Source organism: Bacillus sp. AK25, from assembly GCF_048270685.1.
Taxonomy (GTDB): Bacteria; Bacillota; Bacilli; order Bacillales; family Bacillaceae; genus Bacillus; species Bacillus altitudinis.
This window is the reverse complement of sequence record NZ_JBLUWC010000001.1, coordinates 1662854-1680226: the sequence shown is the minus strand read 5'-3', so window position 1 is coordinate 1680226 and position 17373 is coordinate 1662854. Positions and strand designations below refer to the sequence as shown.

The window sequence follows — 17373 nt, the reverse complement described above, 5'->3', positions numbered from 1 at the left end:
TGTAATCAATATAGTTACAATGAGCGGATTTGTCAATCAATAAACGGATGTTTCTTTCTTTCCCAATCTTCAAATGTCATCATCTCATGATATTCACCTGCATCGATTTCAAGCGGTGCAATGCATTCAAGCAAATTGCCATCTGGGTCAAGAAAGTAAATCGCGGCATGAAATTGTGGCGGATTATCAAGAACTAAAGGCTGCTGCTCTTCCGAAAAACCAAACATCGGATGAATGCTGATCCCTTTTTCTCTTAGCCATTCTTTGATCTGTTCAATGCTGGATGTTTCTATTTGGAAGGCGACATGTCGCGTCGCTGGATGATATGGAATAGTGGATATATCAGCCTTCCATAAGCCAAGCCAGCTCTTTCCTTTCTCAATCCATAAAAAGGCCACTCGTTCATTTTCATGAGCAAGTGTTAATTCCAATTTTTCATAAAAAGAAATGGATGCCTTCAAATCACTCACAGGTAAATGTGCTTCATACAAGCCTTTCATCATCATTTCAATCACTCCTTTACTATCTTCTATTGTGCAGGAATTGAAAACATTCTTCCTCAGCAAAACGATGTATTTCAACCAAGCCATTGGATTGAGATGGTTAAATGTTTGATCCATTGCATATGGGGGAAGGTGTTCAAATAAAAGAAAGGAGCGTTCAATATGCCTTGGACAATGGAAGATTATCCAGCTTCATTCCAATCACTAGACAAAGTCATTCGAAAAAAAGCACTTGAGATTGCCAACAAAATGGTGCAGGAAGGCTATGAAGAAGGTAGAGCGATTCCAATTGCGATCAATCAAGCGAAAGAGTGGAAAAAGAATGCGACGGAAAAAGAAATGGAGGACTTTCACTCTCATGGTTCTGTGACTCCTTCTAAGAAAAGCAGCTCTGCACGACCTGAGCTCATGGATCATGCGCAGCATGTCGTGAAACATGATGAAGGCTGGGCGGTTCAAACTGAAAAAGCGAAGCGTGCAAGTGAGGTAAAAGAAACGAAACAGGAAGCCATCGACCGTGCGAAAGAGATTTCATCTAAAAAAGGAACAGCAGTTGTCATCCACCGAACAGATGGGACGATTCAGGATGTGGTGAAGCCAAAATAAGACCGCCCTTTGGCGAGCGGTCTTTTCTTTATGCATTCTTTTCTTTTTTAGCGGGTGCTTTTCTTTTCTTAGGTGCTGCTTTTTTCGTTTTTTCTGGTTTTGATCGATCGATAGAAGCCTGCAAAGCGGCCATCAAATCAGTGACATTGGATGAAGCCTCTTTTTTACCTGTCGTTGCTGGTTGAACGGTATGTTCTCCAGAAATTTTGTCTCCAATGACATTCATCAGCTGCTCTCTGTATTCATCGCGATAAGCGGCTGGATCGAATGTGGTGGTCAGCTGCTCAATTAAAAGGAGTGCTGTATCTAACTCTTTCTTCACGATGTTTTCCTCTTGCGGGATATTGGGGACGTCTGATACTTGCCTAATTTCGTCAGGGAAATGAATGGTTTCCATTAGTAAAATATGTTCGTAGCACCTAACAATCGCTAATTGCTCCTTTGAGCGAATCATGATCTTGGCTACACCGATTTTCCCTGATTCTTGTAACGCTTTTCTTAATAATGAATAAGCCTTTGCTCCGCCGGTATCTGGAGATAGAAAATAACTTCTTTCATAATAGATGGGGTCGATTTCTTCTATCTTCACAAAATCAATAATTTCGACGGCTTTTTCTTCATTTTCTTTTCTCAGCCTTTCGAGTTCTTCCTCATCCAATTCAATGAATTTATTTTTGGCATACTCGTACGCTTTTACAATTTGCTCTGGCGCTACCTCCTCGCCGCAGTTAGCACAAACCTTTTTGTAGTTAATCGGCGTATGGCATTCTTTATGAAGCTGTCTTAATTTAATATCTTTGTTTTCTGTAGCGGTAAACAGCTTGACTGGAATATTCACCAGTCCGAAGCTAATGCCGCCCTTCCATACTGTATGCATCGTAACGCCTCCGTTCTTTTCTTCTTACTATGTAATGTTTTCATCAGAGTTATGTATGTTTATGAAAATTTCATCCCACCATAAGAACACATGATGTAAGGAAGTGAAAACACAATGAAACCGATGCGTTTAACGTCTGCACATGATATTCCTGCTGGAGCAGACTGGCTGTATGAATTAAAATATGACGGCTTTAGGGCCATTCTTATATGGGAAAAAGACGCCATCCATTTAGAGAGCAGAGCCGGAAAGCGATTAAATGAACAATTTCCTGAAGTCATTGATCAGTGCCAGCAACTAACAAAGCAGCTTGCACCTTTTTTACCGCTGACCCTAGATGGAGAATTGGTCTTTTTACTGAGTGAACAAGAAAGCGACTTTACTAAAGTTCAGCAAAGAGGCCGCCTGAAAAACACAGAAACCATTCAACGCCAGGCTAAGCGGTTTCCATGCCATTTGATTGCATTTGATCTATTGAGATGCAAAGGGAAATCCCTCGTTGATTTACCGCTGATTGTAAGAAAAGCTGAGCTGCATGAGGTGTTCCAAGCAGCAAATCTTCCTCCCTCCGTTCAGCTGAATCACCCCTCTCTTCTTCAAATCATCCAAACCGATAGCAGCCCTGATGACATGAAAAAAATCATGCTGACCTATTTAGCGGAAGGATTAGTTGCTAAAAAGAAGATGAGTAAATGGCAGGAGCATACCCGCTCGAAAGAATGGCTTAAAATCAAAAATTGGCGGTTTGTATCTGTCATCGTGACTCGTTTTGATAAAGACAATGGCTATTTTCAAGGATGTCTTTATCAAGAAACGAATCTCTTAGAGGTTGTCCAATTTAAGCATGGTTTTTCTAAAGAAGAAGAACAAACCCTGCGCACCTTATTTCTAACCAAAGGTCAAATGACTGGAGCATCACATTATGAAATCCCACCATCCATTGTCGCAAAGATCGCCTGTATTTCTTTTGATGGATCAGCCTTACGTGAGCCCCGGTTCTTTTCGTTTTTATTCGATGCAGATCCAGCAACGTGTACCTTTCAACACATGCTCAAACAGCTTTATCCGCTCCCAGCTATGATTGACGTCACCCACCCAGAGAAACCGGTTATACCTGCCCTTCATATCACAAAGGCAGATTACTTACTTTATTTGAGGCAAGCCGCTCCCTATTTATTACCCTTTTTACGTGAAAGACGTCTTACGTTAATACGCTTTCCTCATGGCACTGGTGGAGAATCTTTTTATCAAAAGGCAACGCCCGATTATGCGCCTGATTTTGTTGAGACAGATCAAGCGAACGATATTTCTTACACAATCTGTAATGATCCTGACACGTTGCTTTGGCTTGGTAACCAGCTGGCGATGGAATTTCATATTCCTTTTGAAACGAGAGATACAGATCGGCCTGTAGAAATTGTATTTGATTTAGATCCGCCTTCTGTTAAAGAGTTTCACCTAGCAATAGAAGCAGCCAAACGAATCAAGGCCATTTTAGATGGACTCTTTCTCACCGCATTTATTAAAACAAGTGGTGGGAAAGGGCTGCAAGTTTATATCCCATTGAAGAAAAATGCCTTCACATATGAACAAACTAGACAATTCACTGCGTTCATCTGCCAATTTTTATGCGAACAAGCACCCGAGCTGTTTACGCTAGAGCGTCTAAAGAAAAACCGCGGCAACCGTTTATATTTAGACTACCTTCAACATGATGCTGGAAAAACAATCATCGCCCCGTATTCCCCGAGAGGAAACGAGCTCGGACTTGTTGCAACACCGATTGAATGGGAAGAATTAAATAGCGAAGAATGTCACCCTTCTTTATTTACGATCCCGGCTGTTATGAAACGTCTAAAGGAAAAAGGCGATCCATTCCGGAAAATGAGGCACCATGTGAATGATGATTCTTTTCGACAAGTTTTATATCAGTTGCAGGACATGTTACCAGCTCATAAAATGGACATACGCGGTCATTAAGCGTTACACTTATTCATTAGAGAGAAAGAAAGGGATGACCATTTTGACCGCACACTCAATACGAAACATTGCCCTGATGTTCTTATGTCTTACCGCAGGAATAGTGGATGTTATCGGCTATTTAAGCCTAGGGCATGTGTTTACAGCAAATATGACGGGAAATATTGTACTGCTTGGCATTGCAGCAGGCAGTTCATTGCAGTTAACCGCTCTTCATTCCATCACGGCACTTAGCGGATTTGTTCTAGGTGTTTTATTAGCTGTTGTCATAGGTGGAAAACAAGAAAAAACATTTTGGCCAAAAGCCGTTACACGCATCTTTATCATAGAAGTCATCATCTTGCTTCTATTTGCTCTTATGACCATTTTTCCTTATACGCAAGGTGCTTATTTTATGCTAATTATCCTTTTAAGTATGGCGATGGGCATGCAAACGGCGGGCGCACGCAAATTAAATGTCGCTGGCATTTCTACAACAGTTTTAACGAGTACACTTGCTAACTTATTTGAAGATTTGGCGCAACGCTTATCAAATTGGGAAAAAAGAAAAGCCCCTATTCAACATGTGAGCTTGCTGCGAATCGGTTCTATTGTCTTTTACTGCCTAGGAGCTGCTTTAGCTGCGTATACAGATGCTTACGATCCATTTATCATCATTTGGCTGCCTATTTGCATCCTAGGGGTTATTGTGACCACAGCTACATTTAAGCACTTTCACCAATTGAAATAGCCAATCTTAGATGGCTATTTCAATCACTGTGATGAAACATTAATAACTTCTTACATAAAAACCAGGAGGACGCCCCATAATGAATGTGGAGCCATATGGAGAATATCCAGAAAACGTCCCGAACCCCCCATATCCAGGGTAACCTCCTAAGCCCGAGAACACGCCAGGGCTCACATAATACCCGCCAAAGCCAATATGAGGTCCCACTGCTCCGCCGCTAAAACCGCCGCCATGAAAGCCTCCATACACCCGAGGATCCATACAATCACCTGCCTTCTACTTACACCTCATCTCATCATATGCGTGACAAATGGAGCGGTGTTCCCTCTTTTGTAACAATTTCTATGTACAATAGACCAATTTGATGAAATTTGAATGAAAAGTCCTGCAAAAAATTAAATTAAGCAAAGAAAGGTGACCTTTTTAACTTGTTGCTCTGCCCTATGTTTATTTAGAATAATGGAGCAGGTAACAAATTTGCACACCCCCTTTGTTGCGAATTCTTCTTATTAAACGTTCTTGCAGCGTTTAATAAGAAGAGCCTATTTTCACCCATATAAAAAACCCTTGCTGATCATCATCAACAAGGGCGAGATAAGATTGGGTGATTAACCACCAATGATTTTTTCTGCTACTTCGAAAGAACCCGCTACATTTTCAGTTAAAACAGCCGCAGCGACCGCTAAACCCACAACGAATAATACTTTTAATCCTGTTTTCATCTTATATCAACCCCATTCTTTTCATATGTAAATCCGCTTCTAAACTTTTATTCAAGTAAAAAACAGACTGCTCATAAAGTGCTTGCTTTTCACAATACTTTGCAGCAAAGTGAGAAAGCTCTTTCACTTCATGATATTCATTCTTTTCTTCTAACTTTCTTAATTTCTCATTAATTTGCTGAAATCTTTGTGGCACATTCGTTAAGTAAAGATCGTGTACGATGCCTATTTTGAGCTGAAACACTTCTTGAGAAGCATCTTTTATTCGTGCATATGCAGCCTCTATATACTGACTTGCGCGCTGCTTTTCACCAATCACACAGAGTTCCCGGCTGATCAGATACGTAGAATGGAAAAAGAAATCTGAATCATAATACTCTTGATGAGACAATGCTTTTTCAAGATGTCGAATAGATTCTTTCGGTTTATTCCAAAATGAATATAAAATGGCCACATTATGGTGGTGCTGAGCCAGCATAAAATCATCCTGTTCGCTAGTCAACACCTCTTCCGCTAAACGATAATTCTCAAGCGCTTCTTCGTACCTGCCAATCTCTGTAAGGTTGGCTGCAATAAGAGAATATGAAAGTGCAGTTCTTCTTTCATAGTGCTTGTGACGTTTATAGACGTGTAGAGCCCTACGAATATAACTTAATGAAAGCATAATATGACTCAGGCGATAGTAAAGCCACGCGACCTTAAAATCGAAATCAGCGCGTTCAATTTCACTTGGAATTTTATCTAAGAGCTTCTCCGCACTTTGATACATCTGTAATGCAACCTCATAATTCCCCTGATGCTGTTCATACACACCCTCATAAAAATCAAAATAATAAGCAAGGCGATTAGACAAATCATCATCTTTTTTCCCATAATGGCCTTCTATACTTTTCGTTGACACATTGCCTTTTTGCCCTCTTAAATTGTACATCAGAATATGATGCCTTTTCTCTAGAAGAGAATAATATATGAGGATGTCAGCATCATCAATTTCCTCTACTGCCTGTTTCGCTTTAGCAAATAGCCGTTCTGCCTCATCTGCATGATCTTTTTTGATTTCCATGTTCCAGTCATTTAATAGTGATGCCAATTCCGCCACAGGAACTTTGCTCATTCTACACCCCCAATCACCTTCAGCTACACCACATGATTTCACTAAATATGGAACTTCTATTAGCAATTGCTAATTCGTCCATTTGACATCATTTTAATATGAATCACTTGAATCTTCAATAACCGATTCCTTTGTTATTGCGTTTCTTTCTCCTAGTCAATGATGTTTACACTAAAAATTCCGTCTTTTTTCTATTAAAGGACACGGTTGAATTGAAAAAAAAGCCCTTATTGGGCTTTTTGGATTTATTCCAATCTGATAATGGTTAATGCCGCTCCAACAGATCCCCCGCCAAGTAATACTACGGTTGCGACTAAACCGAATATTTGAAGAGAAATTTGATTCCCTGCTGCAAGTGTTGTAATGAGAGATACATTGTAGGTAGATGTAGATAAAGCAGGTGTTAAAATAGACCCTGCTATGGGTGTTCCGTTGTTAATCACCCTTGTTCCTGCCAGAAGTGCAGCGCTTGTATTTACTTGATACGTGATAAAATATCGCCCTGAAACAGGTACAGTAAACACCGTATTACCACCACTTACGGTAAATCCATCTAAACTTTGGTTATTAGGCAGCGTCACTGCCGTTCCGCCTAAAACAACCAGCACCGTACTTCCCGACGTATTGGATGCGTACATCGAGTTAGTTGTAAAACTAGTACCGGTTGGACCTGTGTCACCGGTTACTCCGGTTGGACCCGTCGATCCCGTTGGGCCAGTTACTCCCGTTGAACCCGTGGCTCCAGTCGGGCCGGTTACTCCTGTTGAACCCGTGGCTCCGGTTGGGCCGGTTACTCCTGTTGAACCCGTGGCTCCCGTTGGACCAGTTACTCCTGTTGAACCCGTGGCTCCCGTTGGACCAGTTACTCCCGTTGAGCCCGTGGCTCCGGTTGAGCCGGTTATTCCTGTTGGACCCGTGGCTCCCGTTGGACCAGTTACTCCTGTTGAGCCCGTTGCACCAGTTGGGCCAGTTACTCCTGTTGAACCCGTGACTCCCGTTGGGCCAGTTACTCCCGTTGAACCCGTGGCTCCGGTTGGGCCAGTTACTCCCGTTGAACCCGTGGCTCCGGTTGGGCCAGTTACTCCCGTTGAACCCGTGGCTCCAGTCGGGCCGGTTGGACCGGTTACTCCCGTTGAGCCGGTTATTCCTGTTGGACCAGTTATTCCTGTTGAACCCGTGGCTCCCGTTGGACCAGTTATTCCCGTTGAACCCGTGGCTCCAGTCGGGCCGGTTGGACCGGTTACTCCCGTTGAGCCGGTTATTCCTGTTGGACCCGTGGCTCCCGTTGGACCAGTTATTCCTCCACACATATTAAGTTGGGCGCACATGTCTCACACTACTTTCAAACTGTGGAATCTTCAAGACATACACACTAATACTGATAATTGAGAGAAAACGAAACGACAATACTTCCAGTCGAGGTTCCACCAGTAGCTAAAATCCCAATCGAGTTCAGATCACTGAGCGTAATGGATCGACTCTCTCCTGGCGGTACCGTGAAATCAGGAACAGCTGTACCGTTTACCTCTAAAGCCACGGTAGGTGCTACAGCCACAATCCCATTGTTTTCCACCATGATGGTTCCGTTTATGACATAAGGTGTTCCATCTGTCCAGACGACAACTGCATCAGCTGCTGCTGCTAAATCAAGTGTGAAGCATACTGCATCATTTACAAAGCCCGCTTGTTCATTACTACATCCGCCTAAAATAGCCATTTTAACCCTCCTTCAACCTAGTCTTGATAGACTATGATCCATTGACCTTTGAAGATTGTGCGATTATCACAGCTTCAAAGCTTTATTTTTCTTCTTTGCACCATGTTGATTTGCATGTCTAATCGTGCTTGCACACTTTCAGTTGATGGAGATTTCAAGATAAATTTCACATCTTTCACAGTAATCGCACGACTTTCTCCTTTTTGGACAAGAAGATCATAACAAAATGTACCAGTTTGAATCCTAATTGCGACTGGTACATCCTGATGATCTTGATGATGCAACACAACAGTTGCCGTATTGAGAAATTTTGTTCCATTCCGCCATACTTCCACCGAACTGGGCGTTGTGGAAAAACAAAGAAAGATGTGGTGAGATTCTATATTCTTTAAAATAAGCGCATCATATACAGGAAGCTCTACTTCAATCATTCCACATAAAAAAGAAAGATCTACAAGAATTTTCGAACTGGATCGATACAAAACTTTTTGACAGCATGTTGATCTATTGCAGCACGGTACAAGAAGTTCCAACAGCACACAATTCTGCTTTTCATTGATAGAGCTCAAAGAAAAATAGCAAGTCTTAAACACACTTCTTTCAAAAAACACCCATGAATAAAAAGGTTCCCCATCTTCCATGGTGAGCAAAAAGGGAGAACTCATCGAACGTTTGTGAGTAAAGCCTTCTAATTTTGTTTGATTGTTTATCTCTTTTAGTTTACTCATCAACAGGTTTGTCACTTTCAATCAGCCCAATTCCATGCTGTATACATAACTATATGGTTTTTTATCATATGTGCCTTTGACTATTTTGTGCGATTGGATTAGATGATGAGCATAGCTTTTCATTTTTCAAGTTTCTCTATATAATATGAACAAGAACTTCCGTGCCTCAGTAGCTCTAGAAGGGAAGAGCGCCGTAAAACAATTGTAGCTAGCGGGTCGCAAGGCAAGGGTTTCAGAAGCACCGAAAAGCAAATGAGCTGAGACAGGTGAAACTCCTGTCGGTGAAATTCCGTAGGGAAGCGTGTTGCCCCCTAGCCTATGCTTACGAAAGGAGTGCGGGTTCGAATCCCGTCTGAGGCTTGATGAATATGGAGGATGAAAACAATGCAGGTTTTTGAAGAATATGTAAGCAATATCGGTCATCCAGAGCTGAAACAGCGCACACAAGACATCTTACAATGGATTTCAGACACATTCCCTCAATTAGAGCCAAGAATTGCTTGGAATCAGCCCATGTTCACAGATCATGGCACATTTATTATCGGATTTAGCGTCGCAAAACACCACATTTCTGTTGCGCCAGAAGGAAAAGGGATTGATCACTTTTCAACAGATATTGTACAAGCTGGTTATGACCATGGAAAAAAGATGTTTCGGATGAAGGAAAGCTTACCGATTGACTACCCTCTCCTAAAAAAAATCATCGAATTTAACATTGAAGACAAAGCAGATTGTTCCACATTTTGGCGAAAATAATAAACACCCCGATCTGTTTTCATAACAGATTGGGGTGTTTTTTCGTGGACTTACATTTTATTTGGTTCTCTCTCCTGTCCATTTCTGCTCCACCCATTCATAGCCTTGACAGAAGCAGGCTAACGCCCTTTTGTGATAGCGGCCAATAAACCGTCTAAGAATTAACCGATTTGTTTCTATTTTATCCACAAGGCTCTCCTGACTGTTTGTTCTTTATCTTTGACTCTTTTAGATGGCATGCACTGTTTTTGACACTCTGACCTACTTATTTTTAAAAGTCCAAGTGCATTTTGCAATGAAATAACGTCATCAAAACTGCTATAATAGAACATAAGTTTCTATTTTATCAAAAAGGGATGACTTAAAATGATTAAAACGGTAGAAGGCAACATCTTAGAGGCAAAAGAAGACATCATCTGTCATCAGGTGAACTGTAAGGGTGTCATGGGAGCAGGGTTAGCAAAGCAGATCAAAAGCAAATATCCAAATGTGTATAAAGACTATAAACGGTTATGTGCAGAACAAGGAGATGATTTATTAAGCTCTGTCCAGTTCATCACAACGAGCGACGGAAAAACCATTGCCAACTTATTCGCCCAAGTTGGATACGGAAGAAAAACAAAACAAACAGATGACGACGCATTACGCAGCTGCTTTGAACATCTAAAACAGACAGTGACAAATCTAAATGAAGAGAATCCCCTTCATTCTATCGCCATTCCTTATGGGATCGGCTGCGGCTTGGCAGGCGGCGATTGGACGATTGTTCGAGAGATGATGGAAGAGGTTCTTGGTGAGTGTGAAGTGACGGTTTATCAGTTTAAATAAGTAGAGCGATAAATTCTTATGAAACAAGTATTACAAAAACCCTCCTTCATTTATTTGGAGGGTCATTTACTATTTGTTATTTTCTTCTTTATTTTTCAAATAATTTAGCACAGCTTCTTTATCTTCCTCATCTTCAGGTAGAAATCCGAACGTTTCGTATTCCCAAACAGCTATTCTTTGATCACCATCAATACCTAATGAGAAAATATCTTCATACCCATATTCAATCGAGAATTTACCTGAATGCTCCATCTCAAGCGTGAGATTAGTCCATGAACCATAATTATTTTTTTCATAAAATGTTTTTAACTGTCTAAATAATCGTGTTAATTCAACTAAAAAATCCATATATATTGATCTACTGATATTAAATAATTTAGGTATATTGTGCCCGTAAATAAACTCCTTATCACCCTTTTTTCTAAAGTAAAAAATTATTTCTGCTTCGTGTTTGACCACTTCCGTATACATTCGTATTTTTTCCCATTCAACTGGAATGTTATCATGAATAAGTTCAGCTATTTTTTGATAGATAGAATCTATTGTTATGTTTTCCATATTATTCACCCTCCGATTTTATTTTCAATAATTAGATACTTTTCTTTTCCTTCTATGCTATAAAACACACCAAACTCAGAGGGTCTAATTGAATCATTTAAATATTTCGGCTCAATTATAACTTCTACACGCTTTGGGGGATCAGATGCTAATGCTTTTCTCCATTTCTGTTCCATCTCATACCATTTCCCGCCACTACGATTAATCTGCGAATTCATCGGCACCAGATTATCAATATCACCAGAACCTTTGAAAATAGTCGCAATTAAATGACCACCATCATCATCCAGCAATCGATCCGGCTTACCTGAATTGGATTGAGCATATTGGTTTCTTTTGACCTCTCCATATTTTAAATCACTTGCTTCGACTTTGACAATGCGGCCATAGTGATCTGTTGTGTAGGTGTAACCTTGCTTTGTTGAATAAACGACATTCGGTTTTAATACCTTTTTGCGTTTCCATCGCACATAGTGCTCTCCGTAACTGACAAGGGTCGGTGGTGATTTGGGTGCTGGTAATCTTCTGCCTGTCTGAGAGATACCGTATCCTGAGTTGTTGTCTAGACGCTTTGCCATGGAGAGGAGTTTATTTTTGAGATTTTCTCCGTCAAACACGTTATAAGGGAGTTTCCCTCCACCTGCTAGTTGAAACTTTGGTGAATATGGCAATAGATTCGGAATAGAGACTCTATTTAATGATTTTGCTCCTTGTTCAAGGCCTTTCTTCACTGTTGTTTTGGCCGCTGTTGTCCCTGTTTTTGTGATGGCTCCTGCCCCTTTAGAACCAAAGACAATTTCTGCAAGAGAACCAGTCGCATAGGCGAACCAGTGTGACCGTGAATACGCGTCACCATTTATGACTTCTTTTTGGAATGAGTCTGAAATCGACTTTCCAATCGCTTTCGACGTTTCAATTGGATGAGAAACAGCCGTTACGACTGATTCCACAGCCCCACCAGGATCAGTGACAAGATCATAGATTCCGGTCACTGTATCTTTTGCCACATCATATAGACCCACTGCAGCACCTTTTACACTATCAATGAACACCTCCGATGCTTCTTCCTGTGCTTTGATTTGGAGAAGCTGACTGTAATACATTTTTTGATCATATGTGAGATTCTCATAACCGATCTCATCTACAATCTCAAAGTATTTCGCTTCTGATAGACACGAAGGATCATTGAGCTTTTCTTTCAATTCTCTGATTCTTCGTTTTTCTTGTTCTTCTTTTTTCACCTTTAAATAGGCTTTCACTTGAGCATCAATCTGATCATGGTTCTTGTACACATCTGTCTCATGAAATGCTTTTGCATCATAATACATTGGCTGAGCATTCTTTCCTTTTCCAGTAGCAGCCATCATCTTTGCATAAAAAGTGTTGAGGTGGTTCTCAACCGCTTCTGACTTTGCGTATTCCGTTTTTAAATCATTGTCTATTTGATGTAAAACTTCAATGGTCACTTTTCTTTTTTTGTTCGCATCGTCTAAATGTTCATTGACCTCTTTACTTGAAAAAGTATGTAATTCAATTAAATCACTAATATCATCAAAAATAGTGGAAAGTGCCTCTTTTTGTTCTTTGACCATATCTTTATTGTTCTGAATCCCTTGTTTCAATTGAGTGTCTAAAAAGTGCTCATCAATAAAAGTACTCCCGCCTAATGATTCATCATCAAGCTTTCCTTTCACCCCATCTAAAAAAGCTTTCTGCATATCGATAAAATCAAGATATGTGTCTGTGTACAGCGCAAGATCCTCATAAAAAGATTTGATATTGTCTGCACCTTTTCCAGTAAATTCATCACCTAAGCCCGACACACTTTTTAATGCTTTTTTCACAAGTTTCATTTCTTCTTGAAGCTCATGATAGGCCTTTGATCTCTGTTCTACAGCTGATAGTAAAGATGGAGCATCTAATATTTTCATATAAAAAAGACTCCTTTTATGGCATATTCTTTTACTAGAATACCATAAGGAGCTTGACACTTTAATCCACTTTATCGTTTTTTAACCAATTTTGAAGGATTTGAACATACTTATTTATGAGATCCTGTTATTAATAGGAATTAATAAGCAATCCTAATAAAGAGAAGGGCTTCACTCTTCTCTTATCTATCTCCATATACAAAGCTATATTCTGTAACTAAATCATCTCCCCAACTATCGCTAAAACTTATTGAAGCTGGGCCAACACTAATGGAAATACCATTTATTGTTGCATAAGTGTGATGATATTTTATGATAATATTTGCAGGATCTCCTTTTTTAGACGTTGGAACGAGTACATCTCTATCCATCGTTATAAATTGAGTATCTCCATAGCCAGGTGAAAGAATAACTCCATGACCATAATTTTTGTATGAGTCTGTATCAGCTGATAGTTGTTTATCTTCTGTTACATGTGTGAGGCCACCTTTACCGTCAGCAACGGCCTTTTGTTGCTGCCAATACCCCTCAAAAGTACCTGATAATGGGACTGCAGATGTATCCCAAGCTACTGCAAACGCATCTTTCTTATGGTTAACAGGCTTTTTAAACCATTCGGCATAAGAATGATATTGATATTTATAATTAGTTCCAGATGTACCTTTATAAAAAACTTGTTGAGAAACAAGCAGTTTGCTATTTGTTGCCGGATCGGTTGGCGGTAAAGATGATAAGGTATGTATTTTATCAGATTCTCCTAAATCACCATTATCTTTCAACCCTACATCTTCGTATGAAATACTTTTTCCTGTGAGCTTTTTATAATTCTTTATGTCCTCTAATTTTGTTTTTGCAATCCGCTTTTCATTCTCAGAATTATATTCAATTCTTTCTCCATCTAGTGAATTATAATATGTAGTAGACTTGACAACTTCAAGTTTGACTGAATGTTCTTGGCTTGTATTATCTTTAGTTTCCTTACTTTTTGCACTTGAAATACCCCCAAACATTGTCAATGAGAATACGAAAGCTAGTAAAATGAGTATGAACCTGATTTTCATACCAAACACCTCCGCCCACACACTACCATATAAAGAAAAAACCGTAAATATCTCAAGTATGGTTTTTATTATAAGAAAATACAAAGATTAGAATTAACCAAAAAGACAATACTTCAAACAGTCCACTGTTGTATATTTTTGAAAAAGGTAAAATCAAAGTAAAATATGTTAAAATGATGGCTCCTAACAACATGTATAATGTGCTTTTCATATAAATCCCCCAACAATTTTTTCTCAACGATATCATATTTTTTAAGACCTTTCAAAAATGATTTAGCAAAGTTGCTCTTATAGTCTACACTTGGTAGGCAGTACTCACATAGATTACTTTCACGTTCAAACTTCATCAAATTATGATAGCAATCATTAAGACACTTATTAATATTTTGCATCTCAAATCACTTGGGCTTGTAATGCTACCCTGTAATATTTTGTTTACCATTCATTCATTTATTTATTTTCACACCTATATGTGAAGAAAGAACTTTCTCCACCCCTTACTCCAAGTAGACACAAAGCTAAAAAAGGTGAAACTATACTCCACTAAATAATAAAAGAAAAACCCTATTATAAGGGTTTTTCTTTTTTGGAATCGTACTCTTTAATAATATTAATTGGATCAATCGCATCATCATCTTGTGTATATTCCTCTACATAAGGAGTAATTAATTTCTCAAACTGCTTTTCATCATCCACTAGAGCAATACAAGTTTCATACCCTTCAAAATCAGATGGGTATAAATTTGCAACAGCACTACCGTTTTTTAAAGCCTGATCTATCACATTTTTTAATTCCAATAGACCCTTCCTGTTTCCTAAAATCAATGCTTCTCTGTGATGAGTTTCTTGAGCATATATATTACACATCTCTAAAACATCATCATCATCTACTTGAATAGACATATAAAAGCACCTCCGAAGTTAAATTTAGTTCATTATAAAATTCTTAATGTCAACATGCCAAAGAGCCATGACCTCATACGTCTGATCCAAAAAGTGATTGCGACCAACGGAAACAAAAATAGCTCAAACTACTTAACTGTACTTTGCTCCTTTTTATATTTCATTACTTTTATAATTCTATAAACTATTACAGCAACATAGCACACAACTAAGGTAATCAGATATTCAAAAGGAAAATCTCTTTGTACACCTTGATAAAGAAAAATTGCCAAAAGGACTGTAAACAAAACTATTTGAAAAACTTCTTTTTTTATCATCCAAATCCTCCGATATACTTTCACTTACGTTTTATACTTTTAATTACGTTATGTTACCGTGAAATTATAAAACAATCAGTCTTAACATTCTACAGTCAGTTCCATATTTAGGAGTTAAGTAATAAAATTGAAAGTATGTACTATATTTGTTTTTACCTCAAAATTCTTTTCTTCTCTTTCTTCATAAAAACATCCTGAAATTCTTCATACATTTTTTCGGATTTTCAGAATCCCATGCTTTATACAGCTCTCGCATAAATATATACAGTGAAATTGGGTAATACCCGGAGTCCCTCCAACAGACACTGAAAGTTCCCTCATCAAAAAGCTTAATTAATTCATTTATTTTTTTAGTATCTCTATACGCTGCCATCAAAGCAAATGGAGCATCTAATATAAAAAAGACTCCTTTATGGCATATTCTTTTACTAGAATACCATACGGAGCCTTACACTTTAATCCACTTTATCGTTTTTTAACCAATTATCCTCCAGAGCTACCTCTTGATGCAACTGTTTGGACATCTTCATGTAGAGGTTGAGTCAAACCGTTTGTAAAGAAAAGTGTACCTAGAGCTAACACAGCTAGTGACAATGTAATAAAAACCGACTTCTTCAATTAATTCACTCCTTTTCCTACATACTGGCTTGCGAGTAAGGCTCTTTTATAGTAATTTAATGATTGTTTCAGCAAGCCTCTCCCCTCTAAATATTTCGCCACATCAACCAGAATTTCCTCTAAATCAACCCATATTCTTTTCTCTTCAAGCTCTAAACACAGATTGTTTATATTGTTCAATTGAGATTGATTTTTTTCATACAATAGTTCTTTTAACAATTTAAATTTTATTTGAAAAACGTTATGGTTGACTTGTTCTGATAAAGAAATGCCTAGATCTATCCATTCAATCGCGTCATTACTTTTACTGGAGATTTCTATTCTAGAAAGTTCATATAAACATCTCATCTTCAATAAATCTTGATTTTCGATCTCTTTATAACTCAACGTGCGCCTAAATAGTGCTGATGCTTCTTCTAAATTTTCTTTTTTGCTTTCTAGAAAACCCATATTGTAATATAGATGAATGATTAAATGATTGTCATTAATACTTTCGATCATATTCTCAGCTTCACTAAAAAGAGCTCTTGCTTTATCATATTCAAATTGATCAATTAAGTTTAACGCATGTAGCATCCTACAGTTAATCTGTCTTTTGATATATGTTTCATGCGCATTAAATGTGTCACACGCAATTTGTGCATGATATTTTGATAAAAAGGTCATTTTCAAATCATAAAATAGAACTGCGATTTTATAATGAAATTCAGCTTTTTCTATTTCATCATCAACATAAGCCAACTTTTTTTCAGCTATTCTGAAGTAACTTAATGCCTTATCATAATCTTGTAAGTAGTCATGATAGATCCCATTATAAAAGTAGAAGTAATATGACATGAGTTTATTTGTTTTTTCTTCTTTTTCGTCTGGAGCATTCCGCTGAAAGAATGGCTTATCTAAATTTCTGCTAATATTCTGAAGTTTCAGCTTAAGCCTAAAGCTCAAAAGTTGATAATACAAAAGAATATCTTGATTTTCTTCCATTAAATCAATTGCCCTGTCTATGTCATCTTGCATTTCTATAGCTGCGGATAAATCCCCTTTTTGTATCGCAAGATTCCAAGTGTTTAACATGTTCCCTACCTCCTGAGAGGCAATTAATCCTGACATTCCTTTACCCCCTTCTAAACAAATCCCTAGTATAATTCTAACACGCATTTTACAACATATGTAAAGTGAATCTGCTCATAATAGAAATTTTCGGTATCCCGCAAATATGATAATAATTGAATGGTATGCAATTATAAGAGTTGGTTAAAAGAGAGAGTAGCCAGAAAGGACTTGATACTTATTTCTTTTAGATTGACCACCTTCATTTTTTAAAAAGAAATTCACAAAATATTGTTTTGAAATTGATATAAAAAGACCTGACTGAGTTTCAGCCAGGTTCATGAAGGGGTCAATCTAAATTATATTATAATGAA

The 17373-nt window shown here is 38.4% G+C and carries 20 protein-coding genes; 5 read left to right on the top strand and 15 right to left on the bottom strand.

All coding sequences use genetic code 11. From position 1 onward, the window contains the following. Positions 1-32: 32 nt before the first annotated feature. Positions 33-506, bottom strand: coding sequence for a VOC family protein (locus ACNO7B_RS08630; RefSeq protein ID WP_417901402.1), 474 nt, complete (start codon positions 504-506; stop codon positions 33-35). Between the two features lie 159 nt (positions 507-665). On the opposite strand from ACNO7B_RS08630, the gene ACNO7B_RS08625 reads away from it, so the two are divergent. Beyond that, positions 666-1109, top strand: a complete 444-nt coding sequence (locus ACNO7B_RS08625; RefSeq protein WP_007499382.1) for a DUF2188 domain-containing protein — start codon at positions 666-668, stop codon at positions 1107-1109. A gap of 28 nt (positions 1110-1137) precedes the next feature. Here ACNO7B_RS08625 and ACNO7B_RS08620 read toward each other — a convergent pair whose 3' ends face one another. Continuing rightward, complete coding sequence (locus ACNO7B_RS08620) at positions 1138-1986, bottom strand: Ku protein (protein WP_007499384.1); 849 nt, start codon at positions 1984-1986, stop codon at positions 1138-1140. Between the two features lie 114 nt (positions 1987-2100). Between ACNO7B_RS08620 and ACNO7B_RS08615 the strand changes: the two genes are divergently transcribed. Continuing rightward, on the top strand, positions 2101-3966 hold the full coding sequence (locus ACNO7B_RS08615) for a DNA ligase D (protein WP_417901401.1): 1866 nt from the start codon (positions 2101-2103) through the stop codon (positions 3964-3966). A gap of 34 nt (positions 3967-4000) precedes the next feature. Continuing rightward, positions 4001-4696, top strand: coding sequence for a YoaK family protein (locus ACNO7B_RS08610; RefSeq protein ID WP_417901400.1), 696 nt, complete (start codon positions 4001-4003; stop codon positions 4694-4696). 39 nt (positions 4697-4735) lie between these two features. Here ACNO7B_RS08610 and ACNO7B_RS08605 read toward each other — a convergent pair whose 3' ends face one another. From ACNO7B_RS08605 to ACNO7B_RS08585, 5 genes are all read right to left on the bottom strand, one after another. Continuing rightward, the gene (locus tag ACNO7B_RS08605) at positions 4736-4957 is read right to left on the bottom strand and encodes a hypothetical protein (protein WP_008343948.1); all 222 of its coding nucleotides are present in this window, start codon (positions 4955-4957) and stop codon (positions 4736-4738) included. A 462-nt stretch (positions 4958-5419) separates the two neighbouring features. Next, a complete protein-coding gene (locus ACNO7B_RS08600) occupies positions 5420-6532 on the bottom strand; it encodes a tetratricopeptide repeat protein (RefSeq protein ID WP_417901399.1) in 1113 nt (370 codons plus the stop codon). Between the two features lie 245 nt (positions 6533-6777). Then, complete coding sequence (locus ACNO7B_RS08595) at positions 6778-7860, bottom strand: BclA C-terminal domain-containing protein (RefSeq protein WP_417901398.1); 1083 nt, start codon at positions 7858-7860, stop codon at positions 6778-6780. A 44-nt stretch (positions 7861-7904) separates the two neighbouring features. Continuing rightward, a complete protein-coding gene (locus ACNO7B_RS08590; protein WP_008343952.1) occupies positions 7905-8249 on the bottom strand; it encodes a DUF3992 domain-containing protein in 345 nt (114 codons plus the stop codon). Between the two features lie 74 nt (positions 8250-8323). After that, a complete protein-coding gene (locus ACNO7B_RS08585) occupies positions 8324-8977 on the bottom strand; it encodes a CotZ-related putative spore coat protein (protein ID WP_035392640.1) in 654 nt (217 codons plus the stop codon). A 384-nt stretch (positions 8978-9361) separates the two neighbouring features. Here ACNO7B_RS08585 and ACNO7B_RS08580 point away from each other — a divergent pair, with 384 nt between their 5' ends. Continuing rightward, positions 9362-9733: an iron chaperone gene (locus ACNO7B_RS08580; protein ID WP_035700892.1), complete on the top strand. Its 372-nt coding sequence runs from the start codon at positions 9362-9364 to the stop codon at positions 9731-9733. 57 nt (positions 9734-9790) lie between these two features. Here ACNO7B_RS08580 and ACNO7B_RS08575 read toward each other — a convergent pair whose 3' ends face one another. After that, complete coding sequence (locus ACNO7B_RS08575) at positions 9791-9922, bottom strand: hypothetical protein (RefSeq protein WP_262982663.1); 132 nt, start codon at positions 9920-9922, stop codon at positions 9791-9793. Between the two features lie 177 nt (positions 9923-10099). Here ACNO7B_RS08575 and ACNO7B_RS08570 point away from each other — a divergent pair, with 177 nt between their 5' ends. Then, on the top strand, positions 10100-10561 hold the full coding sequence (locus tag ACNO7B_RS08570) for a macro domain-containing protein (RefSeq protein WP_048003262.1): 462 nt from the start codon (positions 10100-10102) through the stop codon (positions 10559-10561). Between the two features lie 69 nt (positions 10562-10630). Here the strand turns inward: ACNO7B_RS08570 and ACNO7B_RS08565 are convergent, their stop codons facing one another. The 7 genes from ACNO7B_RS08565 to ACNO7B_RS08535 all read right to left on the bottom strand — a co-directional run bounded on the left by ACNO7B_RS08565 (position 10631) and on the right by ACNO7B_RS08535 (position 17059). After that, positions 10631-11119, bottom strand: a complete 489-nt coding sequence (locus tag ACNO7B_RS08565) for an immunity protein YezG family protein (protein WP_048003263.1) — start codon at positions 11117-11119, stop codon at positions 10631-10633. 5 nt (positions 11120-11124) lie between these two features. Beyond that, the gene (locus ACNO7B_RS08560; RefSeq protein WP_025207377.1) at positions 11125-13050 is read right to left on the bottom strand and encodes a T7SS effector LXG polymorphic toxin; all 1926 of its coding nucleotides are present in this window, start codon (positions 13048-13050) and stop codon (positions 11125-11127) included. Positions 13051-13232: 182 nt separating this feature from the next. Continuing rightward, positions 13233-14111 (bottom strand): hypothetical protein, encoded by an 879-nt coding sequence (locus ACNO7B_RS08555; RefSeq protein ID WP_417901397.1) that lies wholly within the window; start codon positions 14109-14111, stop codon positions 13233-13235. A gap of 567 nt (positions 14112-14678) precedes the next feature. Beyond that, positions 14679-15014, bottom strand: coding sequence for a hypothetical protein (locus tag ACNO7B_RS08550; RefSeq protein WP_417901396.1), 336 nt, complete (start codon positions 15012-15014; stop codon positions 14679-14681). 128 nt (positions 15015-15142) lie between these two features. After that, positions 15143-15331 (bottom strand): hypothetical protein, encoded by a 189-nt coding sequence (locus ACNO7B_RS08545; RefSeq protein WP_025207373.1) that lies wholly within the window; start codon positions 15329-15331, stop codon positions 15143-15145. Positions 15332-15814: 483 nt separating this feature from the next. Further along, positions 15815-15949 (bottom strand): hypothetical protein, encoded by a 135-nt coding sequence (locus ACNO7B_RS08540; RefSeq protein WP_017367297.1) that lies wholly within the window; start codon positions 15947-15949, stop codon positions 15815-15817. Beyond that, on the bottom strand, positions 15950-17059 hold the full coding sequence (locus ACNO7B_RS08535; protein WP_017367296.1) for a RapH N-terminal domain-containing protein: 1110 nt from the start codon (positions 17057-17059) through the stop codon (positions 15950-15952). Between the last annotated feature and the right edge of the window lie 314 nt (positions 17060-17373).

Excerpts from the sequence above, each read along its gene's own strand:
- ACNO7B_RS08605 (WP_008343948.1), bottom strand. The coding sequence starts at position 4,957 with ATGGATCCTCGGGTGTATGGAGGCTTTCATGGCGGCGGTTTTAGCGGC.
- ACNO7B_RS08620 (WP_007499384.1), bottom strand. The coding sequence starts at position 1,986 with ATGCATACAGTATGGAAGGGCGGCATTAGCTTCGGACTGGTGAATATT.
- ACNO7B_RS08595 (WP_417901398.1), bottom strand. The coding sequence starts at position 7,860 with ATGTGCGCCCAACTTAATATGTGTGGAGGAATAACTGGTCCAACGGGA.
- ACNO7B_RS08565 (WP_048003263.1), bottom strand. The coding sequence starts at position 11,119 with ATGGAAAACATAACAATAGATTCTATCTATCAAAAAATAGCTGAACTT.
- ACNO7B_RS08555 (WP_417901397.1), bottom strand. The coding sequence starts at position 14,111 with ATGAAAATCAGGTTCATACTCATTTTACTAGCTTTCGTATTCTCATTG.
- ACNO7B_RS08600 (WP_417901399.1), bottom strand. The coding sequence starts at position 6,532 with ATGAGCAAAGTTCCTGTGGCGGAATTGGCATCACTATTAAATGACTGG.
- ACNO7B_RS08615 (WP_417901401.1), top strand. The coding sequence starts at position 2,101 with ATGAAACCGATGCGTTTAACGTCTGCACATGATATTCCTGCTGGAGCA.
- ACNO7B_RS08535 (WP_017367296.1), bottom strand. The coding sequence starts at position 17,059 with ATGTCAGGATTAATTGCCTCTCAGGAGGTAGGGAACATGTTAAACACT.
- ACNO7B_RS08610 (WP_417901400.1), top strand. The coding sequence starts at position 4,001 with ATGACCATTTTGACCGCACACTCAATACGAAACATTGCCCTGATGTTC.
- ACNO7B_RS08570 (WP_048003262.1), top strand. The coding sequence starts at position 10,100 with ATGATTAAAACGGTAGAAGGCAACATCTTAGAGGCAAAAGAAGACATC.
- ACNO7B_RS08580 (WP_035700892.1), top strand. The coding sequence starts at position 9,362 with ATGCAGGTTTTTGAAGAATATGTAAGCAATATCGGTCATCCAGAGCTG.
- ACNO7B_RS08560 (WP_025207377.1), bottom strand. The coding sequence starts at position 13,050 with ATGAAAATATTAGATGCTCCATCTTTACTATCAGCTGTAGAACAGAGA.
- ACNO7B_RS08545 (WP_025207373.1), bottom strand. The coding sequence starts at position 15,331 with ATGATAAAAAAAGAAGTTTTTCAAATAGTTTTGTTTACAGTCCTTTTG.
- ACNO7B_RS08550 (WP_417901396.1), bottom strand. The coding sequence starts at position 15,014 with ATGTCTATTCAAGTAGATGATGATGATGTTTTAGAGATGTGTAATATA.
- ACNO7B_RS08585 (WP_035392640.1), bottom strand. The coding sequence starts at position 8,977 with ATGAGTAAACTAAAAGAGATAAACAATCAAACAAAATTAGAAGGCTTT.
- ACNO7B_RS08590 (WP_008343952.1), bottom strand. The coding sequence starts at position 8,249 with ATGGCTATTTTAGGCGGATGTAGTAATGAACAAGCGGGCTTTGTAAAT.
- ACNO7B_RS08630 (WP_417901402.1), bottom strand. The coding sequence starts at position 506 with ATGATGATGAAAGGCTTGTATGAAGCACATTTACCTGTGAGTGATTTG.
- ACNO7B_RS08625 (WP_007499382.1), top strand. The coding sequence starts at position 666 with ATGCCTTGGACAATGGAAGATTATCCAGCTTCATTCCAATCACTAGAC.